At 43.7% G+C, this 25,923-nt stretch carries 24 protein-coding genes; 16 read left to right on the forward strand and 8 right to left on the reverse strand.

What is annotated here, in order from left to right:
- Nucleotides 1–121 precede the first annotated feature (121 nt).
- The 4 genes from B2248_RS11510 (at nt 122) to B2248_RS11525 (ending at nt 2,604) form a co-directional block, all read left to right on the forward strand.
- On the forward strand, nt 122–487 hold the full coding sequence (locus tag B2248_RS11510; protein WP_273179352.1) for a winged helix-turn-helix transcriptional regulator: 366 nt from the start codon (nt 122–124) through the stop codon (nt 485–487).
- Nucleotides 488–549: 62 nt separating this feature from the next.
- Nucleotides 550–1,545 (forward strand): hypothetical protein, encoded by a 996-nt coding sequence (locus B2248_RS11515; protein ID WP_273179353.1) that lies wholly within the window; start codon nt 550–552, stop codon nt 1,543–1,545.
- Nucleotides 1,542–1,904 (forward strand): glutaredoxin family protein, encoded by a 363-nt coding sequence (locus tag B2248_RS11520; protein ID WP_273179354.1) that lies wholly within the window; start codon nt 1,542–1,544, stop codon nt 1,902–1,904. Before B2248_RS11515 ends, B2248_RS11520 begins: the two co-directional genes overlap by 4 nt.
- A gap of 55 nt (nt 1,905–1,959) precedes the next feature.
- Nucleotides 1,960–2,604: a hypothetical protein gene (locus B2248_RS11525; protein ID WP_273179355.1), complete on the forward strand. Its 645-nt coding sequence runs from the start codon at nt 1,960–1,962 to the stop codon at nt 2,602–2,604.
- 112 nt (nt 2,605–2,716) lie between these two features.
- Here B2248_RS11525 and B2248_RS11530 read toward each other — a convergent pair whose 3' ends face one another.
- From B2248_RS11530 to B2248_RS11540, 3 genes are all read right to left on the reverse strand, one after another.
- On the reverse strand, nt 2,717–5,314 hold the full coding sequence (locus tag B2248_RS11530) for a TonB-dependent siderophore receptor (protein ID WP_273179357.1): 2,598 nt from the start codon (nt 5,312–5,314) through the stop codon (nt 2,717–2,719).
- Between the two features lie 72 nt (nt 5,315–5,386).
- Nucleotides 5,387–6,379, reverse strand: a complete 993-nt coding sequence (locus B2248_RS11535; protein ID WP_273179359.1) for a FecR family protein — start codon at nt 6,377–6,379, stop codon at nt 5,387–5,389.
- A 6-nt stretch (nt 6,380–6,385) separates the two neighbouring features.
- Entirely contained in the window at nt 6,386–6,901 is a 516-nt protein-coding gene (locus tag B2248_RS11540; RefSeq protein ID WP_273179360.1) for a sigma-70 family RNA polymerase sigma factor, read from the reverse strand.
- A gap of 355 nt (nt 6,902–7,256) precedes the next feature.
- On the opposite strand from B2248_RS11540, the gene B2248_RS11545 reads away from it, so the two are divergent.
- From B2248_RS11545 to B2248_RS11565, 5 genes are all read left to right on the forward strand, one after another.
- The gene (locus tag B2248_RS11545) at nt 7,257–9,365 is read left to right on the forward strand and encodes a TonB-dependent siderophore receptor (protein ID WP_273179363.1); all 2,109 of its coding nucleotides are present in this window, start codon (nt 7,257–7,259) and stop codon (nt 9,363–9,365) included.
- 113 nt (nt 9,366–9,478) lie between these two features.
- Nucleotides 9,479–9,817 (forward strand): zinc ribbon domain-containing protein YjdM, encoded by a 339-nt coding sequence (locus tag B2248_RS11550; protein WP_007144140.1) that lies wholly within the window; start codon nt 9,479–9,481, stop codon nt 9,815–9,817.
- Nucleotides 9,818–9,911: 94 nt separating this feature from the next.
- Nucleotides 9,912–10,274 carry a nuclear transport factor 2 family protein gene (locus B2248_RS11555; RefSeq protein ID WP_273179364.1) on the forward strand — a complete coding sequence of 121 codons (363 nt, stop codon included), beginning with the start codon at nt 9,912–9,914 and terminating at the stop codon, nt 10,272–10,274.
- 12 nt (nt 10,275–10,286) lie between these two features.
- Entirely contained in the window at nt 10,287–10,712 is a 426-nt protein-coding gene (locus tag B2248_RS11560) for a hypothetical protein (protein WP_273179366.1), read from the forward strand.
- Nucleotides 10,712–11,512, forward strand: a complete 801-nt coding sequence (locus tag B2248_RS11565) for a DODA-type extradiol aromatic ring-opening family dioxygenase (RefSeq protein ID WP_273179368.1) — start codon at nt 10,712–10,714, stop codon at nt 11,510–11,512. Before B2248_RS11560 ends, B2248_RS11565 begins: the two co-directional genes overlap by 1 nt.
- A gap of 30 nt (nt 11,513–11,542) precedes the next feature.
- Here B2248_RS11565 and B2248_RS11570 read toward each other — a convergent pair whose 3' ends face one another.
- On the reverse strand, nt 11,543–12,721 hold the full coding sequence (locus B2248_RS11570) for an MFS transporter (RefSeq protein WP_273179371.1): 1,179 nt from the start codon (nt 12,719–12,721) through the stop codon (nt 11,543–11,545).
- A gap of 101 nt (nt 12,722–12,822) precedes the next feature.
- On the opposite strand from B2248_RS11570, the gene B2248_RS11575 reads away from it, so the two are divergent.
- The 3 genes from B2248_RS11575 to B2248_RS11585 all read left to right on the forward strand — a co-directional run bounded on the left by B2248_RS11575 (nt 12,823) and on the right by B2248_RS11585 (nt 15,301).
- On the forward strand, nt 12,823–13,692 hold the full coding sequence (locus tag B2248_RS11575) for a LysR family transcriptional regulator (protein ID WP_273179374.1): 870 nt from the start codon (nt 12,823–12,825) through the stop codon (nt 13,690–13,692).
- A gap of 234 nt (nt 13,693–13,926) precedes the next feature.
- The gene (locus tag B2248_RS11580; RefSeq protein WP_007144133.1) at nt 13,927–14,250 is read left to right on the forward strand and encodes a hypothetical protein; all 324 of its coding nucleotides are present in this window, start codon (nt 13,927–13,929) and stop codon (nt 14,248–14,250) included.
- 130 nt (nt 14,251–14,380) lie between these two features.
- Complete coding sequence (locus B2248_RS11585; protein WP_273179377.1) at nt 14,381–15,301, forward strand: DUF808 domain-containing protein; 921 nt, start codon at nt 14,381–14,383, stop codon at nt 15,299–15,301.
- Between the two features lie 37 nt (nt 15,302–15,338).
- Here the strand turns inward: B2248_RS11585 and gdhA are convergent, their stop codons facing one another.
- On the reverse strand, nt 15,339–16,664 hold the full coding sequence (gdhA, locus tag B2248_RS11590) for an NADP-specific glutamate dehydrogenase (RefSeq protein WP_273179379.1): 1,326 nt from the start codon (nt 16,662–16,664) through the stop codon (nt 15,339–15,341).
- A gap of 214 nt (nt 16,665–16,878) precedes the next feature.
- On the opposite strand from gdhA, the gene B2248_RS11595 reads away from it, so the two are divergent.
- Complete coding sequence (locus tag B2248_RS11595; protein WP_273179382.1) at nt 16,879–17,466, forward strand: hypothetical protein; 588 nt, start codon at nt 16,879–16,881, stop codon at nt 17,464–17,466.
- A gap of 40 nt (nt 17,467–17,506) precedes the next feature.
- Here B2248_RS11595 and B2248_RS11600 read toward each other — a convergent pair whose 3' ends face one another.
- The gene (locus B2248_RS11600) at nt 17,507–18,886 is read right to left on the reverse strand and encodes a DegQ family serine endoprotease (protein WP_273179385.1); all 1,380 of its coding nucleotides are present in this window, start codon (nt 18,884–18,886) and stop codon (nt 17,507–17,509) included.
- 18 nt (nt 18,887–18,904) lie between these two features.
- Nucleotides 18,905–19,795: a DnaJ C-terminal domain-containing protein gene (locus B2248_RS11605; RefSeq protein WP_007144128.1), complete on the reverse strand. Its 891-nt coding sequence runs from the start codon at nt 19,793–19,795 to the stop codon at nt 18,905–18,907.
- 162 nt (nt 19,796–19,957) lie between these two features.
- Between B2248_RS11605 and B2248_RS11610 the strand changes: the two genes are divergently transcribed.
- Complete coding sequence (locus tag B2248_RS11610) at nt 19,958–22,027, forward strand: TonB-dependent receptor (protein ID WP_007144127.1); 2,070 nt, start codon at nt 19,958–19,960, stop codon at nt 22,025–22,027.
- A gap of 66 nt (nt 22,028–22,093) precedes the next feature.
- Here the strand turns inward: B2248_RS11610 and B2248_RS11615 are convergent, their stop codons facing one another.
- Entirely contained in the window at nt 22,094–23,569 is a 1,476-nt protein-coding gene (locus B2248_RS11615; protein WP_007144126.1) for a RimK family alpha-L-glutamate ligase, read from the reverse strand.
- A 165-nt stretch (nt 23,570–23,734) separates the two neighbouring features.
- On the opposite strand from B2248_RS11615, the gene B2248_RS11620 reads away from it, so the two are divergent.
- Entirely contained in the window at nt 23,735–24,808 is a 1,074-nt protein-coding gene (locus tag B2248_RS11620) for a DUF2817 domain-containing protein (RefSeq protein ID WP_273179388.1), read from the forward strand.
- A complete protein-coding gene (locus B2248_RS11625) occupies nt 24,786–25,913 on the forward strand; it encodes a GNAT family N-acetyltransferase/peptidase C39 family protein (protein WP_273179391.1) in 1,128 nt (375 codons plus the stop codon). The genes B2248_RS11620 and B2248_RS11625 overlap by 23 nt, the downstream gene beginning before the upstream one ends.
- The last annotated feature ends 10 nt before the right edge of the window (nt 25,914–25,923 follow it).

The following is a 25,923-nucleotide window of genomic DNA, read 5'->3' on the forward strand; positions in this document are numbered from 1 at the left end:
GTCCTCTTAGTTGCATTTCATTGACAGGACAAATATTATGTTTGACAGTATCTTTCCGCAAGAAGGCACTTTATAGTTATATACATACAAAAAAGTAACTAATTAAGAGAAACAATGATTTATGATTGAATGGAATGTTTATAATCAACACTGCCCGACCCGTTTAGTACTCGATCGTATTGCTGATAAGTGGACAGTGCTCACTGTTGGTGCACTTGCTGAAGAAACAAAACGCTTTGGTGAGTTACGGCGCGAACTGGACGGTATTTCTCAGAAAATGCTGACCCAGACATTACGTGGACTGGAACGAGATGGTTTGGTGAGTCGTCAGGTATATCCGACAGTGCCTCCGAAAGTGGAATACTCATTAACCTCACTTGGAAAAACGTTGATTGAATTGCTGGAGGGCATAAGGAATTGGTCGGAAAGCAATATAGAGCATGTTATCGAAGCCCAGCAAGCCTATGATGAACAAGCCACTCAGTAATCGATTTGACTAGTTTATTTTCAGCTTTAGAGCAGAACCTAGCGCGACAATGAAGGAAAACAATGTACACCGATAATGATCTGGAACAAGCGGTAGAGAAAGGAATATTTACTGCTTCAGCTGTTGAACAATTTCGCCAGGATGCACTGCAACGGCGTAATACGCACTTTGCCGATGAAGAAGATTTCAAACTGGTGTCGAGTTTTAACGATATCTTTGTATTGATGGCCTGTGCTTTATTATTGCTGTCGACGGGCTGGGTTTTACAAGGCATTAGTGCGCCATTAGCTGCGGTGGTGGTAGCGGTGTTGTCCTGGGGATTGGCTGAGTTTTTTGTATTAAAACGAAAAATGGCGCTGCCCGGTATCTTTTTGTTAGTGAGCTTTGTCGGCAGTATATTTGCTGCCGTTGTTTTAGCACTGGGATTACCCTCAGAGAATGGTTTTATGCTGGCGGGCTCGATTGCCGCTATTGCAGCATGGTGTCATTGGAAGCGGTTTAAAGTGCCGATAACGGTCGCTGCTGGCACAGCATCCGCAGTTGTCTTTATCGTCTCGCTGTTGGTTTCTCTTTTCCCGATATTGAAGAATTATTTAAGCTGGTTAATGTTCGGTGGTGGCCTGGTGCTATTTATGGTGGCTATGAAATGGGACTCGGCAGATTTAAAACGTGTGACCGGTAAATCCGATGTCGCCTTTTGGTTACATCTGACCGCGGCCCCACTGATTGTTCATCCAATATTCTCTACTTTGGGTATTTTTGATGGTCAACACAGCACTGCTACTCTGGCATTGATTATGGGCTTATATATTCTGCTGACATTGGTGTCATTGGTGATCGATCGCCGGGCATTTATGGTGTCTGCGTTGGTCTATGTGCTGGTGGCATTAACGAAGCTATTAGATACCTATGGTCTGGCCGGCGACAGTTTTGCTTATGTCGGTGTTTTTATTGGTTTTTCTTTATTACTTTTATCTGGTTTTTGGCACAAAGTCCGTTACCAGCTAGTGATACGTTTACCTGCGAGCTGGCAGGCTAAAGTGCCAGTGATTCAATGAAAAAGTTTCTGCTGTTTGTAGCTGTTTTTCTACTCTTCCAGCAGTGGCCCACGATAAAAGATGTCCTTTATCCGCCTAAAGATTACTCATATTTACCCGCCACTTATGTGACGATGTATTCCACAGAATGGTGTGGTTACTGTGCAAAAATGCGTGTCTTTATGGCACGAAGAAATATTGCTTATGATGATCTGGATATTGAAAAGTCAGCACAAGCCAAACGTAATTTTGAAGCTTTAGGCGGTGGCGGTGTACCTTTATTAGTCGTTAATAAACAAGTTGTACGTGGCTACAATCCGAACCTCGTCTTACACCATCTGGATGCCATCGAGTTGGCGGCGAGTACTGTTCAGGATTAATGTTCTGGCATTGAGATTGCTATCTCATCATTGCACTCCAGGATGAGGACATAAGATGACGATTTCAAACCCAGCAGCACGCGATCTAACGGCAAATATTGCCGTCTTGTCAGACAAATCCGTTGCTTTGATGCACCAGCGAAAAATGTCTGATAAAGACGTAGAAACTTTTCAGAATATTCTGCAAAAAGTACAGCAAGCCTCTGATCCTAAAACGGCATTAAGAAGTTTATCTGCTGACGAGCTGGATGTGGTCAGACAGGCTCATAGCCTGGCTGAGCCTATTAACATTTCGGTTTTATCTGATGAAGGGGCGGCTAATCTATTGACTGCTCCAGGTCATACCCGAGATTTAAATAATGACGGCCTAACCACAATTGGTGAGGGTAATATGTTTACTTTCCCTCCTGACAATGCACCCGCTTCATTTAAAGCGGCTTGGGAAGAAGCCTCTGATGGACTATCGATAATGGATATTCCTACCCATATGATTTTTGCGGTGGGTTTGGCCAACATTGGCCGTGAACCTGGAGACCCTAATTGGGTTAACCCTTATGCCAGTGCAGACTATGATTATGGTGCGGCGGTTTCAGAGATTATCGAAAGTGTGGAGTATCAATATAACCACAGTATGATCTCATTTGAGCAGTATCAAAAGAATATGAGCTTTTATAACAAGTTAACGGATGCCATGGCATAGCTGGTAAAGCTGAAAGCTGTTTAAAACTATAAAACCGGCAGGGCGCTCCCTCTTTTTTCGGGGGAGCGTGCCTGCCGGTTTGCTAACCTTATATCGTTTTGCCTAGTCCCTTTTAAAACTCAAGTCGTGCTGAGATGTAGGCTGTTCTGGGAGCGCCTACATTAATACGATAAGGGCTGCCTAAGTTTGCCGGATAATAGGTTTTATCGGTGAGGTTCTTGATGCCTGCCTGTAAGCGTAACTGCTTGTCTTTACCCATTGGAATGTAATACCAGGCTGCAGTATCGACGATGGTATAGCTCGGTATTTTAAAGCTGTTTTCATCATCACCATAACGAGCTCCGACGTATTCTGCACCTAAGCCTAAACCGAAACTTTTTAATATGCCTTGCTGAAACTCATAAGAGCCCCAAACTCGGGCTTTGTTTTGAGGAATACCGTATGGACAATTACCCTCTAACGTTTTTGTATCATCATTATCGTTGATAATTTCACTATCCATGTGTGTATAAGAGGCGAGAATATTCAGACCAGGTATAAATTGCATGGTCGTGGTTAATTCGACGCCTTTGGTTTTTTCTTCCCCGTTGAGTCTGGCTTGCAGGTTCTCGAATGTCATTACGTTTTCACGTGTTAATTGATACAGCGAAGCCGTAACTCGCACTTTGTCATCCAAAAAGCTCGATTTAATACCCAGTTCATATTGCGTGGCTTCTTCCGGTGCCATGCTATTTTCACCACTGATCTGACCTGCGGTGACATCAGGGTAGTTAGGGGTAAATGACTCAGACCAGGAACCATATACAGAAAAGGCATCGGTGAGATGGTATAACAGGCCTACTTGACCACTCACATTATGATTATCGCCTTTGATATTTACTGCTAAAGGATCATCGAGTTTAGTGAAGAGTAGGTTGGTGCCTTGTTGGTAATAAATTTTGTCATTACGTTCAATTTCAAACCGATCATAACGAAGCCCTGCTAGTAGATTCAGGCGGTCAGTCAAATAAGCCAGGTTTTGAATAGACAGTCCGTACTCGGTATATTCCGCATCATTTTTACTGACGCTAGTCTGTGATTGTTTAGTATAGGCTGGGTTATTTGAGCTATAGATATCAATCACATCAAGATAGGGTGCATACAGGCTACCGGATATATTTTGCATGGCAAACCCATCAGTATGACGGATATTGCGTTTGTGCAGGTTTGCACCGATATAAAGTGTATTATCAATATCGCCAAAACGATAATCACCGGTCAGACTATTAGAAATAAAGAAGTCATCTTCTGTGACATTCAGATTGGAATCAGCCGTACGAATCAGCAGGCCGTTTGCTTGTACAGCCGAGCCATTAGCGGAAGTTCTAATTGCAGATAGATTACTTATATCAACTGGCCCAGTACCTAAAGTCCAGCTATCATTCAGTCCACGTAATGGTCGTGCCTGGTAATCATCAAACTTTTTCTGGTAATAACCCAGCTTTAATTGGTTTTTCCAGCCATTATCAAACTCATGGTCAAAATCAAACTGAATTTGTTTTTCTGTGCTGTCACGCTCATCAAACTGACTTCCCAGTCGTCGCTCTTCTGGAAGATTCGCAATGTGCAATTCACCACTGGCATCGGCGACGGCAACCGTGCCACGGTCAATCGGTAATGTTTGATCAACGTGTAATAAACTCAAGGTAAAGGTATTGTTTGCATCCGGGGTATAACTAAATGAAGGTGCGATAGTCAGGCCTCTGATATCAGCACGATGATCACCGGTTACAGTTTGTGTTTCACGGAAACTTTCTGAGTCTTCACCTGCCACAATCAAGCGATATTGGAGAACATCATTCAGTGGTCCGGTGCTGTCCAAGGTCAGTTTACGGCGGCCATGTTCATCAAAATCAGCTTGAAGGCTGTTGCTTTTAATTGTTTGTGGCTTTTTAGTAATGATATTAATTAAACCACCGGGACTGACCTGACCATGCAAAACAGATGCAGGCCCGAGAATGGCTTCCACACGGTCAATGGTGGCTACATCGACGTTATGGCGGTTACTCACCGGGTTTCCATCAACAAATAGACGGTTATTGGTAAATCCACGAATATTGACCTGAGTCTCAACGCCACCAAAACCATGAGCACGAGTAATGCCCGCCACATTTTGTAACACATCATCCAGATGAGTGGCGTTTTGATCCAGAATAAGTTGCTCTGGTAACACCTGTACTGAACGAGGCAACTCATTCACGTCCGTATCAAAGCCAGTCGCAGAGCCGGCGATATCGAATTCATAACGATTAAGGTCCGTTCCCATAACAACAAGCGGTGCTAAATCATGAACAGCCTGTTCTTGTTGTTGCTGTTCAAGCAGCGTCACAGTGTTATCATCAATAAAACGATAAGATAACTGTGTACCCGCAAGAAGCGCTTGCAAGGCTTGTTCAGCCGTATATTGACCATTAACCGGCGCACTTGTTTTGCTTTTTGTGAGAGCACCATCACTACTCAGGAAAATACCTGACTGAGCTGAAAAAAGGTTCAGGCTCTTACTTAAATTATCTGCCGGGATATTAAAATGAATTAATTTTGCTGGGGTTGTTTGTTGTTCGGCTACATCATCAGCTATAGCTGTTGAAGGCATAACAGAAGCAGATGCCAGCATGATGAGTAGCGGTAAAGCCTTGAGGCTTGATGATATGAAACGTTGTTTAGCAGGCATAGTGTTCCTCTTTAAGGTTGTTATTAACAGAGGAAACGAATGAGTCTGAAAAAAGGGCAAATTTTTTAATAATTAATTTGCAGGCACTATACTGACCCACCATGGTGAGAGTGAGCGAACTTTTATGGGTAAAGAGGCTGTTAGCATCGATAAAACACGTGCCTGATCCTGGGTAGGAAAGCTGCCAACAACGGCTAAAGTGGCGACATCCGGGGAAACCCCAATATGACCACGATGGTATCGACCAAGCTGGTCGACGAGTTCAGCCAGCGTCATTTGATCAGCAACAATCACCCCTGTAATCCAGGCACTTTGCTGAATGTTCGCGTTTGATAGCCGAAGTTCACCGGTATCAGCGAAGGTAGCTTGTTTGCCTGCAGCCAGAATGTGCTGCTGTGTTTTAGTCTTCACTGCAACGCGGCCTTCATAAACTGTTAATTGGGTTTCTGTTGCTTGTTGATAGACATTGAAACGTGTGCCAAGCGCCTGCATTTGACCTTGTTGGCTACTAACCCAAAAAGAACGCTGCTGACGATCCGGGGCTGTTTCTATCAGGATTTCGCCTTGAACAAGTTCTATATGTCGTTGCTGCTTGTTATAGTCGATATTGATGGCAGTATCAGTATTGAGCCAAATATGACTACCATCGGCTAAAACAATGTCTTTTTGCTCGCCAATGCCAGTACGGAAATCGGCACGCATTGCCCGAGCCATAGAAGACAGCGGTGGATATTGCCAGCTGACTAAGCCGGTGCCACCCACTATAGCGGCAAATAACAGGCTGCGAAGCAGGGCACGTCTTCCAAGTGTATGCTGCTGTAATTTTGAGAGCGTGTTAGAAGTGTTATTTACTTGATTCTCTTGATGAATAATGGAAAAGCGTTGACTAATTTTTTCAACATAACGCCAGGCACGTTGATGGGCAGGGCTTTCTGACAGCCATGCTTTTAAACGCTGGTGATCCTCTTCAGTGGCTTCTGCTGATTCCAGATGTGCAAACCAACTGGCAGCTTGTTCCAGTATGTCGAAGTCTGGTAATTCGTTTTCAACGTTGAACTGGCTCATTTCAGTTTATTGGCTGGTTTCTAATTCAAGTTGAACACGTAAGCAAAGTGACATTGCCTTTGCCATATAATTTTTTACGGTTCGTTCTGAGATGCCCATTTCAGAAGAAATTTCGCGGTAGGTTTTGCCGTGCAACTGCGATAACAGAAAGGTCTGCATAATTTTTTCTGGCAGCCTGCTCAGCATGGAATCAAGTTCATATATCGTCTCAACGAGAATGGCCTGTTGTTCGGCAGATAAAGCATGAACTTCGGGCTGCGCGGCAAGGGTTTCCAACCAGGTTCTTTCCACTTCCTGGTGGCGCCAATGATCCACACATAAACCCTGAGCAACCCGACTCAGCCAAGCGCGAATACCTTCCTGACTATCGAACTCTTGGGGCTTGCGTAATAGCCGTAGAAAGGTGTCTTGTGCTAAATCAGCAGCCAATTCGTTACAGCCCATACGCCGATATATCAATTGTCTCAGCCAGCTGAGATTATCTACATATAAATAGTCAATGGCAGAGCTTGGATGATTCATAGTGTCTTTCACCTGCGACTCAGATCATAAATTTACAGACAGTCTACATTATAATGAGAACTATTTTTATTTGCAGGTAAAATACACCATAAATTATGGTAGTCAGTGCTGCTGTCCTTGAGCAAAGACCTCAGTTGGCTGAATAGGACAGGACAAGGTGTTTGCAGGCAAGGCTGAAAAATAGAAGGGACAGCCTCAGCTTGAGAGGTCCTAAATAGATCGGAGGTGAGCAATCATCACTTAACAAAACCGAGCTCAACTTTGTAATAGTCATATTTCACTTTGACAGAAAACGTTAAATTCCGTAAATTAATATAAATAATAATCATTGTTATTTAGTTTACGGAAAATTAATATGAAACAAGTCAATAGCACGGCTCTTCGGCCTGGCTCCTCTTTTCTATTGTTAAGCAGCCTGATTCTGGCGAGTTTACCTGTTCAATCTGAAGACAGTGTTGATCTGCCTCGCGTGGAAGTGACCTCGAGTCAATATAAACAAAAGAATGGTTATATTGATCTGGAAAAAGAACCCCAGGTTGGGAAAATGAGTGTTTCAGCAGAAAATACACCCTTTTCTATTGCCACGATATCAGATGATTTCATGGAAGATCTTGGGGCTAACTCGATTCAGGATGCATTAGGTTATACCTCCGGTATCTATGTTGGCGGCAGTTTTGATACGCGTATTGATTCAGCCAAAGTTCGAGGATTAGATCCGTCATCCTATGTTGATGGTTTGCGTTACAACTATGGTTATTACAATACCGTGCGTATCCACCCTTATGCATTGGAAAACATTGAAGTATTAAAAGGTCCGTCAGCAACGCTTTATGGTCAAGGTGACTTAGGCGGCATTGTGAATATGAACTCAAAAATGCCTAAAGCTGAACAGCAAGGTGAAGTCTGGGCGCAATATGGTTCTCATAATCGTAAACAATTGGGTGTTGATGTGACTGGCCCGGTTGATGAAGATGGTCAACTTTTGTATCGATTTGTGGGTGTTACCCGTGATAGTGATACACAGGTTGATCATGTAAATGATGATAGTTTTTTAATTATGCCTTCACTCACTTGGCGAATTAATGATGATACGAATTTATCTGTGTTATTTACTCGTCAGAAGACAGATAGCGTTGTCTCAACCCAGTTTTTACCCTCAGTAGGTACTTTATACGACGGCCCATTAGGTCATATTGATACTGATACTTTCGTTGGGGAACCTGGCTGGGATAAATACGATACCGAGATGACCTCATTTACGACAATGTTTGATCATCGCTTTAATGACAGCTGGAAGTTTTCTGCCGTTGCTCGTTATTTAGAGTCACAAAGCTGGACTCGTGAACACTGGGTCGATATTCCATCTGTGCCGGCAGCGGACGGTACCGTAAATCGCACTATCTACACGGTCGATAAAGAGGTGCGTGCACTGAATTTTGATGCAAGGCTGGAAGGTATTTTTGATTTGGGTATAACGAAACATACCTTAGTGTTTGGACTAGATCGCCAGGAAGCCACCTATGAAGAAGATAATTATTTTTATGGGTATGATAGTAACTTAAGATTGGGGTTGGGTGGCACAATTAATGTTTACAACCCGCAATACGGTAATTTACAAAGTGGCGTTATTTCTTACTCTAATCCCGATGATAATCGAATTGAACAAACCGGTGTTTATGTAGCTGATTCAATGGAGATTGGTCCAGTAGTTGTTTCAGCTGCATTACGCCACGACTGGGCAAAAAATATTTCTCTAGCCGAGACCGGTCCGGACACAGAAAGTAATGAGAAAGTGAATACAGGTCGGGTAGGTTTAATGTATCGTTTCGACAATGGTATTTCACCTTATGCCAGTTATACCGAAGCCTTTGTGATGAACTTGGGTACTGATGGGGCTGGCGGGACCTTAGAACCGACAACGGGTGTGCAGCGTGAATATGGTGTTAAATATTTATCAGATGACCGTAGTTTAGCTATCACAGCCGCTTACTTTGATATTACTCAACAAAATCGTGTAGAGCAGGGTTCAACACCTGGCGGGGTTTCTCAAACTGGCGCCACTGTCGACGGTTGGGAGATTCAAGCTAATAAACGCTGGGACAATTTTGAAACACAGGTAGCTTATACTCAACTTCATGCTGATGATGGCAATGGAGACCGTCTTGCGTCAGTTGCTGAACGAAATGCTTCATGGTGGAACAAAATATATATAGGAACTGATTGGCGTTTAGGTGCTGGCGTACGTTACTTGGGTAGTCGAACTGGTAGATTCGGTACACCATATATTCCATCAGAAATTCTTGTAGACGCAATGGTAGGGTATACATATAAAAACTGGGACTTTACCGTTAATGCACATAATTTGACCGATGAAGTGTATACAGCTTGGTGTCGTGGTGCCGGACAAGATTGTGGTTATGCAGAGCGTCGTAACATTACGGGTAATGTTCGCTATCATTTCTAAATAGTATTGTTTGAGAATGAAAGGCTCCGAAAAGGGGCCTTTTTTTATGCAGATAAATCAGGTTTTTGGTCTGATATCGGTTAGAATAACCCTTTTTTTTATCTGGAAATTTTATGAGCGATCTGCCTAATTGTCCTGCCTGTGGTTCTGAATACACCTATCAGGATCAAGCCATGTTTGTCTGCCCTGAGTGTGCCCATGAGTGGCAGGAAGCCGAGAGTAGTGCTTCTGCTGATGAAGGTGTCATTCGTGATTCAAACGGTAATGTTCTGCAGGATGGCGATACCGTCACGGTCATTAAAGATCTGAAAGTAAAAGGATCTTCTGCGGTGGTGAAGGTGGGTACCAAAGTGAAAAATATCCGTCTGGTAGGTGGTGATCACGATATCGATTGTAAAATTGATGGTATCGGCGCGATGAAACTCAAATCTGAGTTTGTTAAAAAAGCCTAATTCATACATTTATTGCCCTGTTTATTCTGACAGGGCAATTTTTCTTCTATCCTTTTTGTCCAAGCTGCTTCACAGGTCAATTTAGGAATAGCTGATGGATAAAAACGCTGCTGAGCAATTTGCACATGAGTGGATTGCGGCATGGAATAGTCACGATCTGACGCAAATTTTATCGCATTATGATGACGATTTTGAAATGACGTCACCGTTGATTGTGAAATTAATAGGGGAACCCTCGGGTAAGCTTAAGGGGAAAAAAGTGATAGGTGATTACTGGGCGAAAGGCTTGGAAAAATATCCGTCATTACATTTTAAGCTTCAGCATATTTTATGTGGCGCGTACAGCCTGACACTTATTTACGATGGTATCAGTGGTATTTCAGCTGAGGTTCTACAATTTGGTCCGTCTGGAAAGGTGTGTCGCTCTTATGCTCATTACCTTCCTGATGAAAAGTGATAAGAGGCCAGTTTGAACTCAGATAAAAATCCATGGGCCATCGTGCAGGAAGAATCCACTGGCTGTGGTATCGCCGCCTGCGCTAATCTTGCTCAGATAAGTTATGCCGAGGCTAAGCAACTTGCAAATTCGCTCGGCATTTATGCTGAGGATAAAACATTATGGTCTGAAACGGCCCATATCAGACAGTTATTATCAGCGTTAAATATCGCTGCCAGCGAGAAACAAACAGCTTTTGATTCATGGGATAAATTACCTGAAAAAGCACTAATTGCGTTGAAATGGCGTGAAAAATCGGGAAATGCCTTCTGGCATTGGGCCGTTTTTATACGCCAAGGCAACGATGCTATTGTGATTGATTCAGCTCAACGTTTGAAATCACCCATCAGAACAGACTTTGGCAGAATGAAGCCAAAATGGTTTATTGAGGTTGAGTGATGGCGGATATTGTTTTTATTTCACACGGCGGTGGTCCTTTACCTTTATTAGGTGATCCAACGCATCATCAGTTGGTGGAGACCCTCACTCAAATTACTGAACGGCTCAAAAAGCCAAAAGCGATTATTGTGGTCAGTGCACATTGGGAAGCCCACCATGTCAGGGTAACTCATCAAAAAAAGTCGGATTTACTTTACGATTATTATGGTTTTCCTGAAGAGTCTTATAACTTCAAATATCCTTGTAATGGCCTACCTGAGTTAGCAGAAAAAATAGTGTGTACACTACAAAAAGCGCATATCGATGCTGAGTTAGAGAATGAAAGGGGACTCGATCACGGGGTGTTTGTGCCTTTGATGATTATGTATCCCGAAGCAGATATTCCTTGTATTCAAGTCTCTTTAGTGAAAGGGTTGGATCCAGATCTACATATAAGGATCGGTGAGATTATTGCTGATTATGCAGATGAAGATGTATTAATTATTGGCTCCGGTTTTTCATTCCATAATATGCGCGCATTTTTCACAAAAGAGGATCTAGTGCATCAACAAATGAATCAATCTTTTGAAGATTGGCTGATGGAAACATGCTCCAGTCAGAATATGACTGAAGAAGAGAGAAGAATGCGGTTTCAACTCTGGGATGAAGCGCCCTATGCTCGCTATTGTCACCCGAGAGAAGAACATCTATTACCGTTGCATGTTTGTTATGGTGCGGCTCGCAGAGCCTGTGATTCCGTTTACTCGCTCTCGATACTGGGTAAACAAGCGAGTCTGTATTTATGGTCATCTAATATCTAAACAACCAAGTATTAAATTCATGGTAAGTGCTTACTTCGGAGTATGCTTTCGCACCGTGAAATCCAGAATACAGGCAATCAGTGCGATCCCCGTTGCACCCATCACTACACCCGTCCATTCATAATGTTGATACAGCATCACAGAAAACCAGGAACCAAATGCACCACCAATAAAATAACAAGTCATATATGCAGAGGTAAGTCTGTTGCGAATGTCTGGATGTAGAGCATAAATCTTATTTTGATTACTTACGTGGACTAGCTGTACTGCTAAATCCAGAAGTAATACGCCGATTAAAAGAGCAACAAGTGACATTGGTGCATTGAAAAGAATTACCCAACTCACTAATAAACTCAGTAAACCCAGCCGTGTACCCAGATCACCTTTACCAGCATCTGCTAACTTTCCGGCCCATGTGGCAGCAAATACTCCTGCTACGCCGACAAGCCCAAATAAACCGATGGTGGCATCGCTATATTCATAAGGTGGCTTGGCTAATAAGAAGGCAAGAGGCGTCCAGAACATACTAAAAAGAGCGAATGACAACATGCCGAGAATTGAGCGATAACGGAGTATAGGTTCTTTCACAAATAAACCAAACACAGACACTAATATCTGCCGATAGCTCATATCATTGTTATTGTGATAAGACGGTAGAAAGCGAGCTAAAGCTAATGTTGTGATGAACATAGCTACAGATGCAAACCAATAGATATAACGCCAGCTACCCATACTGGACAAACCGCCGGAAACGACCCGAGCTAGCAGTATGCCTAATAATAATCCACCCATAATGGTGCCAATCACTTTGCCACGCTGTTGATCCGAGGCCAGCGTTGCTCCCAATGGAAGTAAAACTTGAGCAACAACGGAGCTGAGACCGGTTATCGCAGTACCAAGTAATAACCATGGCAGATTGGTTGAAAAGCCACTGATAAGCAAGCCGATAGTGGCAAATAGACTCATCACGATGATGAGCTTGCGGCGCTCTAACCTGTCCGCCAAAGGCACCAGAAATAGTAAGCCAATGCCATAACTGAGCTGTGCCGTAGTTACGATATTGCCGGCTGATGAGTGGCTTAACCCAAACTCAGAAGCGATTGTATCCAGTAGTGGTTGGGCGTAGTAATTACTTGCTACGGCAATACCGGTAGCCGTTGCCATGAGTAAAACCAGACCTTGAGTTAATACGGTTTGTTGCTTTGTCATAAAGATCATTTACTAAGTCAGTTAGGCATACTATGCGGTGTTCATATTGATGATTCAAATGTATTGTTATCATAAGAGTCATCTTAAAAAGAGATAGATAAATGAATCTCAGGCAAATTGAATATGTTGTCGCTATCGCTGAAGAGTCCAGCTTTACTCTGGCGGCACAGCGGTGTCATACGGTTCAGTCAGCGTTAAGCCATCAGATTGCAAAACTGGAAGAAGAACTGGGCGTTGTCTTATTTGAGCGAACATCAAGAAAAGTCTCTTTAACTCTAGCCGGGCAGGCGTTTGTTGAGCAGGCAAAACGGACTTTAGACGCTGTACAGAAAATCTATGTGGACGTAACTGCGACTTCCGGGCTTGTCTCAGGTCGTTTGAATGTTGGCATGATTTCAGCGATGACAGCGGTGGATATCGTTTCCTCATTAGCCCAGTTCCATCAGCGTTATCCTAATGTCGAGGTTGGCTTAAAAACCGCAGGCAGTGAACGACTAATTGCCGATGTGTTGAATCATCGCTTGGATGTCGCCTTTATCGGTCTTTGGCTGGATGAAGTGCTATCAGGTTACGAATATATTCGTATAGCCGAAGAAGCGCTTGTTGCCGTTTTGCCAATGAGCCACTCCCTTTCTCAGCATAAAGAATTATCTCTTCACCAATTGGCCTCAGAGCCGATGGTGAACTACCCTAAAGATAGCAGTGCCCGACGTCAGACCGATGAGGCATTTCTCAGTGCTGGGCTGTCTTCAAATGTAAAGTTTGTGGTTGATCACATCAGTTTGATCGAACAGTTAGTAGCTCGCGGCCTTGCTTATGGCATTGTACCGGAGCCTGTTGCAGCAAACTTTTCTGGTATAAAAGCGATACCGATAAAAGAGGCACCAAAACGCGCTCTCTATATGATCTGGTCTAAAGGGCCGAGCCCAGCTGCCCAAGCGTTTATGTCACTTATTCATGAACTTTTATAGCTAGCCTAGGTCAGTTTTATGTTTTTGCGGAAAGCCAGCTCTATGCACGCTGACTCAGCATTTATTTGATTAAACCGACTTTAATATTTGCAGAAATTTATCTGAGGTTTCTCCTCGAAAACAATGCCAAAGTGATTTTGAAATACACCAAGTCTGGTGTGAGCCAGGTTATGGAAAGCCACAGTTCTTACCAAAAATAAGAGGGCTGGGCTGAAAGAAGAAGGAACTAAAATAATGAGGAAAATACTTTTAGCGACAACATTTTTGTTGATGAATATCGGTACAGCTCAAGCTGCGTCGGTAGAAATTCCCATGCAACGTTTTGATTTATCACTTACAAATTCTGCAAGTTTTGCCAATGACTCAACAAGGCTTGCATCAATTATTGAAAATTTCGGTGGTCGATTGAATCAAGGTACGATGCCTTCGAACCTGATCATTCAGCTTTTTGACGCTCCTGCCCCAAGCCTATCTTCAGTACCGGCTCCTGCGGCCGTGTGGTTATTGGCTCCAGCATTAGGCCTGTTTGCTTTAGTGAGACGTAAAGTCGAAGCCTAATAACCCCTGTTTATAGCATGAAAGCCATGATGAAAGTCATGGCTTTTTTTGCTCGCAATTTAGCAGCTCATAGACAGCTGTCTGCTAAACACATAGGCTATTGCAACAAAATTTTATTGGGATAGACAAGATGGCAAGTGTCGGTTTATTAGCGCTGGTGGATGACATAGCATCGTTACTTGATGATGTCTCATTGATGACAAAAGTTGCTGCCAAGAAGACAGCTGGTGTGTTAGGTGATGATCTCGCTCTCAATGCACAACAAGTAACTGGGGTAGACCCCAAACGCGAGTTGCCCGTGGTGTGGGCCGTCGCCAAAGGCTCCTATTTAAATAAGTTAATTTTAGTGCCATTGGCTTTAGTTATTAGTGCCGTTTTCCCCATTGGTGTAACCATCTTATTAATGCTTGGTGGTTTATTTCTTTGTTACGAAGGCATGGAAAAGCTGGCTCATAAATGGTTGCCCCATGAAGAAAGTGATGACGAGCATAAGAAAAAACTGGCCGCAGCAACGGCAGATGAAAATATTGATATCAAAGCATTTGAACGTAAAAAAATAAAAGGGGCGATTAGAACAGACTTCATTCTTTCCGCAGAGATTATTGTGATCGCGCTTGGTGTTGCTCAGGGTGAAAGTCTACTGACGCAAGCCATCGTGGTGTCTTTAATAGCTATTGTCATGACTTCTGGTGTGTATGGCCTGGTAGCTGGTATTGTGAAATTTGATGATGCCGGTTTGGCTTTAGTCAAGGCCGGACAGGGCGGTAGCAGCTTTGATGGTTTCCAGCGTAAGCTGGGTCAGGTCATTCTATTTCTTGCACCAAAGTTGATGAAGTTTTTATCGGTGGTGGGGATGATCGCCATGTTTTTGGTGGGTGGCGGTATTCTGGTGCATGGACTCCCTTTTTTACATCATCTATTAGAGGGGGTGAATGCTTCAATGGGAGCAGTGATGGCGATGGTGATGCCCATATTATTTAATGGTGGAGTTGGCCTGCTTGCTGGAGTGATTGTGTTGTCCATTGTGACAGGCATTAAGAAATTGTTTTAAATAAATGGGCCAGCCTAATTTGGACTGGTCCATTTTTCTATATAAGACCAAACGCCAACATCGCATTCGCCACACGTCTGAAACCGGCAATATTTGCGCCCATCACATAGTTATATGGCTCACCAAACTCTTCAGCCGTCTGACAGCAGGTTTTATGAATATGGTTCATGATTTCATGCAAACGATCTTCACTATATTCATAGCTACTACTATGCGTAGCATTCAGCTGCATTTCTAAAGCTGATGATGCGACACCGCCGGCATTGGCTGCTTTACCGGGAGCAAACGCGACATTATTTTTCTGCAAAATCTTAATGGCTTCCGGCGTGCTGGGCATATTGGCGCCTTCACATACGGCTAAACAACCATTATCGACCAGCTTTTGTGCATCTTCGGCTTCCAGTTCATTCTGGGTGGCACAGGGCATAGCGATGTCACAGGGAATGTCCCAGATATTACCGTTTTCGATGTACTCAGCATCTGGATGACTATCGAGATAGGTGTAGATTCGTTGTCTTTCGATTTCTTTGATACGGATAATCGCATCCACATCGATGCCTTTTTGATCGATGATGACACCGCCCGAATCAGAACAAGCAATGACTTTTGCACCTGAGGCGCGGAGCTTTTCCATTGCATAAGTGGCCACATTGCCTGAGCCCGACACCAGAGCAATTTTATCTTTTAGTTCTTCTCCATGAACCGCTCTGAGCATATCTTCACAAAAGAATACGGCGCCGTATCCTGTCGACTTTTTACGAATGAGCGTGCCGCCCCAGCCTGGGCTTTTACCGGTAATAACACCTGCTTCATAACGTTGAGTAATACGTTTATATTGACCAAATAGATAGCCAATTTCTCTGGCACCCACACCAATATCACCGGCGGGCACATCGGTTGATTCACCAATATGACGATAAAGACTGGTCATAAAGCTTTGGCAGAAGCGCATAACTTCACGATCCGATTTACCTTTTGGATCAAAGTCAGAACCGCCTTTACCACTGCCAATAGGCAGACCCGTCAGTGCATTCTTGAAGGTTTGTTCAAAAGCGAGAAACTTGATGGTGCCCAGCGTGACGCTTGGGTGAAAACGTAAGCCGCCTTTGTAAGGGCCAAGCGAACTATTGAAGCCGACACGAAAGCCACGATTGATGTGGATGTGACCATCATCATCTTCCCAGGGAACACGGAAAATAATTTGTCGCTCAGGTTCACATAAGCGTTCGATAATTTTTTGTTCGTGATATTCAGGATGACGTTCTAATACCGGGGTTAAGGTTTCCAGCACTTCATATAAGGCTTGGTGAAACTCTGGTTCTCCTGGATTACGGCTGATGATTTGCTGATAGATAGATTCCATTGTTCTAGACTTAATATCCTGTTTATTGGTTGGTGAACAGTGACTATTTATTTAATAGTCAGTGAGCTCTTCTGCTAGTGACACCCAATATACGGATGAGTTTTCTACTTTAGCAAATTCACTTTAAACGCCATCAATGTGTCAGTTTAGTTTGACAACCCCCACTGAAAAGCATTTGATCCTAGTTCATAACGTGATAAATGGAAGTTCAGCAATGAAAAAATATTGTCTTCTGATGTTGATTTTGGGCTGGTGTTTACATTCGCCAGTAGCGGCCGCCTATGAGTGTTATCAAGCTTCACCGACATCTGAGTCACTAGAGGATGAGTATCGTAATAATGACAAGAGTCTGCGTGTGGATAAGAACGCTGAAGAGCTGCAGTTCTTGAAAAAACTTAAAGGGAAATGGAAAGGGACTGGCGAGGAAATTTCCTGTAAAGGCTCAGATGCTAACCCTGAAAAACTTCATAAAAACATGAATGTTGAAGCGGATGTAGAGGAAAGCAGCATTGTTTTGTTCAAAGCCCGCTTAGAAAAAGAGTTTCCTGCTGAACGAATCAGTCGTTCAGATACTCTGGGGCTGATTAATACGGAAAGTTTATATGCCCTAAGTGTGAACGGGCGTCATATTGAAGCCAATCAGCGAGAGTATGCGTCTAATGGTCCTGACGCGGGTGTGCGTTATCAGGAATATATGATTTCAATCGATGCACCGAGTGATGATGAAATACATGTAGAGTGGTCATTATTTACGAATGGTGTCTATGTTTTCACCCAAAAGCTTAATTTGACCAGAGATTAAAAAAGGAGCCTGAAGTGTTCAGGCTCCTTAATGATTTGGCTTACTTCAGTAATAAGAACATCGCACGTCGGCCGCGGATGATATTAAATAATAATTCCTTAGCGTCGCTGACCATCGGTTTGAACTGCTCCAGTGATGATACCGGCTGGCGATTCACTGAAGTGATAATGTCATCAGGTCTCAAACCGGCTTGCCAGGCTGGGCTCCCACGTTTTACTGAATAAACCACCACACCTTCTACTTGCCCGTAATAAGGTGAGTCTTGCTCAATATCACCAAAGGTCGCACCAGATAGTTTCGGATGTACTAGCCCATCAGCAGCGGTTTTACGTGTCTGTTTGACCGTTGCCTTAATGGTTTTTGCTTTACCATTTCGAATAATATCGAGCTTGACTGTTTGACCGACAACCATCAAGCCAATGGTATTTCTCAGGCTGTCAGCGTTCATTAGTGGCGTACCATCAACGGCGGTGATCACATCACCCACTTTTAAGCCAGCATCAGCAGCTGCTGAGTCAGGTATAACATGACTGACAACGGCACCTTGTTGAGATTGGATATTAAAGGCTTGAGCCAGCTCAGGTGTAATATCCTGCATCTGCACACCCAAATAGGCACGCTGAACTTCACCGTGCTCTAACAGTTGATCAGTGATCTGTTTGACCAGATTACTGGGAATGGCAAAGCCGATACCGATATTGCCTGATGAGGCGCCGCCCGGAGAGAAAATAGCGGTATTAATACCCACCAGTTCGCCACGCAAGTTAACTAAGGCACCACCTGAGTTACCGGGATTAATTGAAGCATCAGTTTGAATAAAGTTTTCATAACCTTCAATGCCGAGGCCACTTCTGCCTAGTGCACTGACGATACCTGAGGTCACCGTTTGCCCCAGACCAAAAGGATTGCCGATCGCCACAACAAAGTCACCCACACGAAGCGAGTCTGAGTCGGCCAGTGGCAAGGCAGATAAGTTTTCAGCAGGAATTTTGATAAGTGCCACATCGGTGGCAGGATCACTACCAACGATCTCAGCTTGGAAGGTCCGTCCATCATTTAATGACACTGTAACTTCATCAGCACCACGAATCACATGATTATTGGTGATAACCAGGCCTTCTTTGGCATCAATAATGACCCCAGAACCTAAACTTTGACGTTGTCTGACTCTGGGTTGATCAGGCACATTAAAAAAGTGCCTGAAAAAAGGGTCATTCATAAAAGGGTTGTCTTGAACTCGGACTTCACTTTTCGTGGCAATATTGACCACAGCTGGTTTGGTGCGATCAAGCATTGGCGCCAAAGAGGGCATCTCGCCTTTATCAGAAAACCAGTTAAGTGGAAGTGCTGCAGATGCGACCTGGGCAATTAAAACAAATGCGGCTAACCAAACAATGGATGATTTAAAGCTGAACTTCACAACGCCTCCCGATAAAAATTATTCCAGCGACTCTCGCGGGTTAAAAGCCATTTCTTCTGCCATCTGCTGGTAAAGCTTTTTCGCTTTATCACTGTCAGCAGGCGGCACCATTATCTGCAAGACCACAAATTCGTCGCCAGGTTCTTTGCCCGGTAATCCACGTCCTTTCAGCCGCATTTTTTGACCACTACGAGCACCAGCCGGAATGGTCAGATTAATTTTTCCTGCTAAGGTGGGTACGGTAACTTTGGCACCTAAAGCCGCTTCCCATGGCGCAATAGGTAAATCCAGATACACATCTTTGTCTTCCAGACGGAAATGACGATGTGGTGCAATGTTTACTTCAAGATACAAGTCACCGGACTTGCCGCCACCGCCTGATTTACCCTGGCCTGAAAGGCGTATTTTCTTACCGGAGGCAATGCCTGCCGGGATTTTTACATTAATCGTGCCTGACTGACTGGCGCCGGCAGGACGACGAATTGTTTTGGTGGCACCGTTAAATGCATCTTCCAGAGAAATAGTAATTTTGGCATTTACATCTTCACCACGGGCAAAGAAGTTATCTCCCATGCCGCCGCCCATTCCTCCCATGCCGCCAAACATGTTTTCAAAGAAGCTGCTAAAGTTGCCACCACCAAAACCGGCATGATCATCCCAGCCTGGGGGCGGATTGAATGATTGGCCGTGACGGTAATTACTGCCGAATTGGTCGTATTGAGCACGTTTTTGTTCGTCACGTAAGACTTCGTAGGCTTCACCTACTTCTTTAAATTTGTCTTCTGCGTTCGCTTCTTTACTGACATCGGGGTGATATTTTCTGGCCAGCTTCCGGTAGGCCTTCTTTATTTCGTCCTGAGAAGCATCGCGGCCGACACCCAAAATTTTGTAATAGTCTTTGTATTCCATAAATGGATTATGTACCTGAAATTGATCTTGATCATGTAATTGGGGATTTGAATGTCTGTTTTCAATGGGTTTAGGGATTTTTCTGATGAATTAAAACAGCCTGTATGGGAAAATTTTCCCCAATCACGGGATTAATAAATATTTATAAGAGAGAATTGGATTATGTTTTCAAAAAAACAACTGACATTAATGGTGGCTGCAGCAGCCACGACAATGTGGCAACCCGCCTTTGCCGAAGAAACGAGTGATAATGAAGTATCGCTTGGTGGCATGGTAGTGACAGGAACACGTTCAGAGACACCATTGCTGGAGCAAGCCGGGAATACTGGCAAGATATCAGAAGAAGAAATTGATCTTGTGCGCCCCGATCACATCAGCGAAATTCTTAATCGCGTAAGTGGTGTCAATATCCAACATGGTAATGGACAAGAGCATTTAACTTCCATCCGCTCACCAGTATTAACGGGTGGTGCTGGCGCGGGGTCATTCCTGTTTCTTGAAGATGGTATCCCGCTTCGTGCTGCTGGTTTTGCTAATGTGAATGGCTTATTTGAAGTGAACTACGAACAGGCGGGTGGTATTGAAGTCGTTCGCGGACCGGGTAGTGCGTTATATGGTTCTAATGCGGTTCATGGCCTGGTAAACGTATTGAGTCGTGCGCCTTCTTTGGACTTAGAACGTCAGATTGATTTCTCAATCGGTCCACATGACTTATATCAAACTAAAGCCACGATAAGTGACACCGTTGGTAGACATGGTTACCGTTTGAGCGTGAATGGCACCACTGATGGTGGTTATGTCAGTGACTCCGGTTACGACCAGCAGAAAGTCTCATTCCGGCATGATTATCTGGGTGATGTGGATAGTTTCAAGACCTTATTCAGCTACACCAACCTGAATCAAGAAACTGCTGGTTATATTACGGGATATAAGGTCTATGAAGATGAAAGCTTGTCTCGTCAAAATCCCAATCCTGAAGCTTATCGTGACGCCAAGTCGTATCGTTTATCTACTGAGTGGATTCATGAATTAAGTGATACATCTTCATTCACGCTGACACCTTATGTTCGACATACTGAGATGAATTTCTTGATGCATTTCCTCTCTCCGGGTAAGCCAGTTGAGAGCAATAAACACAGTAGTGTTGGCTTGTTAAGCTCCTATACAAAAGAGCTGGATGGTGGTCATAAAATCATTTTGGGTACTGACTTTGAGTACACAGAAGGGCAATTAAAAGAAGTCCAAAATAATTCAACCACGGTCAGAGGCTTCATTCCAGGCGTGCATTATGATTATGATGTTGATGCAACAGTTATTGCGCCATACGCCCATACTGAATGGCAAATCTTAGATAAAACACGCCTAATAGCAGGTGTACGTTATGAATACACCAAATACGACTACACTAACAATACAACATCTGGTGTGATAACAAGTCGATATTATCGCCCTGAATCACGCGATGACTCGTTTAATAATCTGAGTCCTAAATTAGGGTTAGTACAAGAGTTAACGGATGATACTTCTGCATTTATTAACTATGCTCGAGGTAACCGTGCTCCTCAGACAACCGATCTATATCGAATTCAGAACAATAATGGTGATCGAGCAGACTCTGAACAAATCGACAGTATCGAAGTCGGTGTCAGAAAAGTTGGGGAAGGGTTCCAGTATGAAATCACTGCCTATCATATGAGAAAGAAAGATTATTTCTTTACGGATAGCAACGATATCAACGTCAATGATGGCAAGACAAAACATACAGGTCTCGAACTCGGTATGTTCTATCCCTTTAACAGTCAGTTCGATGTGGCGGCTAATCTAACCTTTGCTAAACATGAATATGATTTCAACAGAGCAAGCTCAGATGACTACAGTAACATTGAGAGCGGCAACTATCTGGTAACAGCACCTAAACAGATGGCGAATGTCAGACTGGGTTGGAATTTCACGCCAAAAAGTCGTGCTGAGTTAGAGTGGGAACATATGGGTGAGTATTATATTAATGATGGGAATACTGCTAAGTATGATGGACATGATGTGTTTAATCTTCATGCCTCGCATCAATTAACTGAAAACCTAAAACTATATGGAAGAGTTCAAAACTTATTTAATACTGAATATGCCGAACGTGCTGACTTCAGACCAATTCCTGGTGTAAACCCTGATGGCTATCGTTACTTCGTTGGTGAAAAACGTTACCTTCATGTCGGGGCAAGTTATAGCTTCTAAGCTAGAAACGGCTTGTTAAACAAAAAAGGCGCTGAATTTCAGCGCCTTTTTTGTTTGCTAATGGGCTTAATGGCTAGCAGCCCGGCGTTCTTCCAGCCGCCTTAAAAACTCTCGCATAATGTCATCGTATAACGCCATACCGAGATAATTATCTTCAACACCACTATCGATACTGGGGTTGTCATTGATTTCAATAATCACAATACGATTACCACTTTGTTTGATATCGAGGCCATACAGACCATTTCCTATCAACTTCGCGGCTTTTGTCGCAATTTTCAGCACTTTTTCTGGAACTTCGCTCATAGGGATAGCGGAAGATTTACCACTGGATGTGCCTTTCTTGGTGTTGTGATTGTAGATTTGCCAATGCCCTTTACTCATAAAGTACTGGCAGGCGTAGATAGGTTTGTTATTAAACATACCGATACGCCAGTCATAATCGGTATACATAAATTCCTGTAACAGAATAATAGCCGACTGTTGGAAAAACGCCGGTGCCTGCTCCCGAAGTTCATCTGCATTATTAACTTTAATTACACCTTTTGAAAAAGCGCCGTCAGGGATTTTCATTACCAATGGGAAGGTCGCTGTCTCACAGAGTTTGTCTAAACCAGCCGTATCATTGCGATATAGCAGGTGTGAATCCGGCATTGGTAGATTGTTGGCGGATAGCAGTTCTTTTAAATAAATTTTATTGGTACAGCGAATGATCGAGGTTGGATCATCAATGACCACCAAGCCTTCACTTTCTGCGCGACGGGCAAACTTATAGGTGTGATTATGTGTGGCCGTGGTTTCACGAATAAACAAGGCATCATATTCAGCGAGACGGATGTAATCTTTCGGCGTGATGAGTTCCACATCAATACCAATACGGCGACCGCTGCTAATGAACTTCTTCAAAGCTGCCATATCGCTCGGTGGCATCGTTTCTTTAGGGTTATGTAAAATGGCCATGTCGTAACGAAATTGACGGCGTTTGGCAGGTTTTCGCCATAAGCGATGACTAAAGCTATCCAGCGCTTCAGCAAAGAAGTCTTGCTCTGTTTCAGTCAGTTTATTAATCGCACCGGCTTTGATCTGGCTGATAATCCAGTGGGCGTTAAAACTAAACTCGACTTCCAGAATCGGGCAAGGGAATTGTTCAAATATTTGTCGGGCTAGTTTTTGTAATGAGGTGACGGGCGTTTGTCCAAAACAGATTTTTAATACAAAACTTTCGGCTGAGGTGGTACTGAGCTGCTTATCCAATTGTGTGGATAAGTCCGACAGATCATAGGCGTAAAGACTTTTACGGGACAGGTCGTTAATGGTCCGTAGACCGGGTAATACACGATGACCGCGTGCTTCAGCCACCATCGAGCAATAATAGCCGCGGCTGAGATAATCCAGACTTCGGCATAAATTAAGGATTTGCGCAGGTGAGTGTGTATTTTGCGACAGGGATTGTAGATAGGTATCGACATCAATTACTTGCTCGCTGGGGAAGTAAGGACTCCAGTCGTCAATATTTTCAACTATTATCAAGTGCTTAGTCATGGCTTGTCCTTACTGTTGGTCGCATAGTGGTGCTTTTTAAAAGCGAATCATAAAGTGAATAGACAGGGGATGTGATAAAAAATTTTGCATCCCTTTTTATTTGCTGGTCAAAATGGCAAAACTCACATATCCTTCGCGAAAATTTTGCACAGGAGGCCCGTTAAAATGTATGCAGATGCAGTTTTAAGCGTATTTTCGCAGCGCTATTCCAGCGCAAGAGATAAATTCATCAATAATGTTGAAACCAGCTCGATTATTGAAAGGTTAACGCATCATCCTCATCCACTCAAAGGCCCTAAAAACGAAAAGCTATTTTGTGACATCGCTTGGGCGGGCAATCCAAAAGCAGAAAATATCATCGTGTTAGTGTCTGGGTTGCATGGTGTGGAAGGTGGTGCTGGTTCTGCGATTCAAGCCGATTTTGTCACGCGTTATCGTCGTCTTCCTCCCGATGTGTGTGTGATACTTGTTCATGCCATTAACCCTTGGGGGTTTGCCTGGGCCAGCCGTGGTGATGAGCAGGGTGTGGATGTCAATCGCAACTTTGTTGATTTCGGCAGTGACTTACCAGCTTCAAAAGCAGCAAAAATTTGGCAAGAGCTGGAAGAAGGTAAAACGGGTATTGCGACTGTCGCTCAGGATAGGGAAAAATTTGATTTACTATCTGAAGGTCAATACGAGCAACCATCAGCCCCTTACTTCGGTGGCAAAGAACCCACATGGTCACGTCAACTTATTGAGCAGCTGGCAGCACAAATTAAGCCTACTAAACGTAAACAAGTGATTGTGATTGATATTCATAGTGGTCTTGGCCCCTACGGTTTTGGTGAGCTTATCTGCGATCATCCTGTCGACAGTCAGGGGCATCAATATGCGGTCGAGTTATTTGGTGCAACGGTCACCGAACCGTCACTAGGTACATCGAGTTCAGGTACCAAATTAGGTTTACATGATTACTTTTGGCATCAACAAGGTGATAACGTGTGCTTCTTAACGCTGGAGTTCGGCACGTTTGGTACTCAGCAGATGTTGCAGGTGTTATCTGATGATCAAAAACTACAACAAAAAGGCAAAATTGACTGGTCTGATGATGCCACCATGGAAGTAAAACATGCTATGCAGGACTTTTTCTGCCCCGATCAAAAACAATGGCAGGAACTGGTTCTTTTCCGTGGCCGCCAGGTTATCGAAATGGCATTAGATGGACTCACTGAACATGCCAACCATAACGCCCGCTGAGTTTTTACTCCGCGAGGCGACGCTTGATGACGTTAACGCGCTCAGCAAGTTAGAAGAAACGTGCTTTGAAACAGATCGTATTTCAAGGCGCAGCTTCAAATGGATGATCAAAAAAGGCCACAATTTGTTGCTGGTGGCCACAAGCAATGAGCAGTTGGTGGCCTATGTGTTGTTACTTTACTCACAAGGCACATCGCTTGGCCGTGTTTACTCATTAGCGGTTGATGCTCATTATCGCAAAGCTGGTATTGCTGCCAAATTAATGCAGGAAGCCGAGACGCAGGCACTGGATGACGGTCGAAGTTTTCTGCGTCTAGAAGTTCGTCCTGATAATTTTGGCGCTATCAAGCTATATGAGAAGTTGGGTTATCAGCCGTTTGATATTGTCAGCGACTTCTATGAGGATCATGCAGATGCTATCCGCATGATGAAAGTGCTGCATCATGTACCAGAAGTGACCCATCCTGAAGTTTCACATTACTCTCAATCGACTGACTTTACCTGTGGACCGGCCTGTCTGATGATGGCGATGAAGAGTATGGATGAGGAGTTAGCCCTCACTCGTCAGCTTGAATTGCAATTATGGCGCGAGGCCACCACTATTTTTATGACCTCAGGTCATGGTGGCTGCAGTCCACAAGGTTTGGCACTAGCTGCTAATGAGCGCGGTTTGAAAACTACCTTGGTTTGTAACTCAGACGATATTCCTTTTATCAATGGTGTGCGTAGCGAAGAAAAGAAGTCTGTCATTGAATGTGTACATCAGGACTTTATCGAAAAAATAGCGCGATCTGATATCAAACAAGTGAAAGCACCAGTGGATTCGGCTTTGCTAAGAGAGTACCTCTCCAAAGGTTCATTAGCGTTGGTTCTGATTAGTTCTTATCGCCTCAATCAGAGTAAATCACCTCATTGGATTTTGGTGGTGTCTGTCTCCGATACCTTTGTGTATTTTCATGATCCGGATGTGGATTGGGATGATAATAAAAGTGTCACCGACAGTGGTTACATTCCCGTCACACACAAAGAGTTTAACCGCATGATTGGCTACGGCAAACCACGCTATCAAGCTGCCGTCATCGTCAGTCCGGCTAATAAAAAATGAACTTTATTCA

It is taken from the genome of Methylophaga sp. UBA2012, from assembly GCF_002335235.1.
Taxonomy (GTDB): domain Bacteria; phylum Pseudomonadota; class Gammaproteobacteria; order Nitrosococcales; family Methylophagaceae; genus Methylophaga; species Methylophaga thalassica.

Bases quoted from the DNA above. Each gene is read 5' to 3' on its own strand.
- B2248_RS11580 (WP_007144133.1), top strand. From the start codon at position 13,927: ATGAGGAAAATACTTTTAGCGACAACATTTTTGTTGATGAATATCGGT.
- B2248_RS11610 (WP_007144127.1), top strand. From the start codon at position 19,958: ATGTTTTCAAAAAAACAACTGACATTAATGGTGGCTGCAGCAGCCACG.
- B2248_RS11550 (WP_007144140.1), top strand. From the start codon at position 9,479: ATGAGCGATCTGCCTAATTGTCCTGCCTGTGGTTCTGAATACACCTAT.
- B2248_RS11570 (WP_273179371.1), bottom strand. From the start codon at position 12,721: ATGACAAAGCAACAAACCGTATTAACTCAAGGTCTGGTTTTACTCATG.
- B2248_RS11530 (WP_273179357.1), bottom strand. From the start codon at position 5,314: ATGCCTGCTAAACAACGTTTCATATCATCAAGCCTCAAGGCTTTACCG.
- B2248_RS11595 (WP_273179382.1), top strand. From the start codon at position 16,879: ATGAAAAAATATTGTCTTCTGATGTTGATTTTGGGCTGGTGTTTACAT.
- B2248_RS11620 (WP_273179388.1), top strand. From the start codon at position 23,735: ATGTATGCAGATGCAGTTTTAAGCGTATTTTCGCAGCGCTATTCCAGC.
- B2248_RS11575 (WP_273179374.1), top strand. From the start codon at position 12,823: ATGAATCTCAGGCAAATTGAATATGTTGTCGCTATCGCTGAAGAGTCC.
- B2248_RS11585 (WP_273179377.1), top strand. From the start codon at position 14,381: ATGGCAAGTGTCGGTTTATTAGCGCTGGTGGATGACATAGCATCGTTA.
- gdhA (WP_273179379.1), bottom strand. From the start codon at position 16,664: ATGGAATCTATCTATCAGCAAATCATCAGCCGTAATCCAGGAGAACCA.
- B2248_RS11615 (WP_007144126.1), bottom strand. From the start codon at position 23,569: ATGACTAAGCACTTGATAATAGTTGAAAATATTGACGACTGGAGTCCT.
- B2248_RS11545 (WP_273179363.1), top strand. From the start codon at position 7,257: ATGAAACAAGTCAATAGCACGGCTCTTCGGCCTGGCTCCTCTTTTCTA.
- B2248_RS11515 (WP_273179353.1), top strand. From the start codon at position 550: ATGTACACCGATAATGATCTGGAACAAGCGGTAGAGAAAGGAATATTT.
- B2248_RS11525 (WP_273179355.1), top strand. From the start codon at position 1,960: ATGACGATTTCAAACCCAGCAGCACGCGATCTAACGGCAAATATTGCC.
- B2248_RS11520 (WP_273179354.1), top strand. From the start codon at position 1,542: ATGAAAAAGTTTCTGCTGTTTGTAGCTGTTTTTCTACTCTTCCAGCAG.
- B2248_RS11605 (WP_007144128.1), bottom strand. From the start codon at position 19,795: ATGGAATACAAAGACTATTACAAAATTTTGGGTGTCGGCCGCGATGCT.
- B2248_RS11510 (WP_273179352.1), top strand. From the start codon at position 122: ATGATTGAATGGAATGTTTATAATCAACACTGCCCGACCCGTTTAGTA.
- B2248_RS11565 (WP_273179368.1), top strand. From the start codon at position 10,712: ATGGCGGATATTGTTTTTATTTCACACGGCGGTGGTCCTTTACCTTTA.
- B2248_RS11555 (WP_273179364.1), top strand. From the start codon at position 9,912: ATGGATAAAAACGCTGCTGAGCAATTTGCACATGAGTGGATTGCGGCA.
- B2248_RS11540 (WP_273179360.1), bottom strand. From the start codon at position 6,901: ATGAATCATCCAAGCTCTGCCATTGACTATTTATATGTAGATAATCTC.
- B2248_RS11625 (WP_273179391.1), top strand. From the start codon at position 24,786: ATGCCAACCATAACGCCCGCTGAGTTTTTACTCCGCGAGGCGACGCTT.
- B2248_RS11535 (WP_273179359.1), bottom strand. From the start codon at position 6,379: ATGAGCCAGTTCAACGTTGAAAACGAATTACCAGACTTCGACATACTG.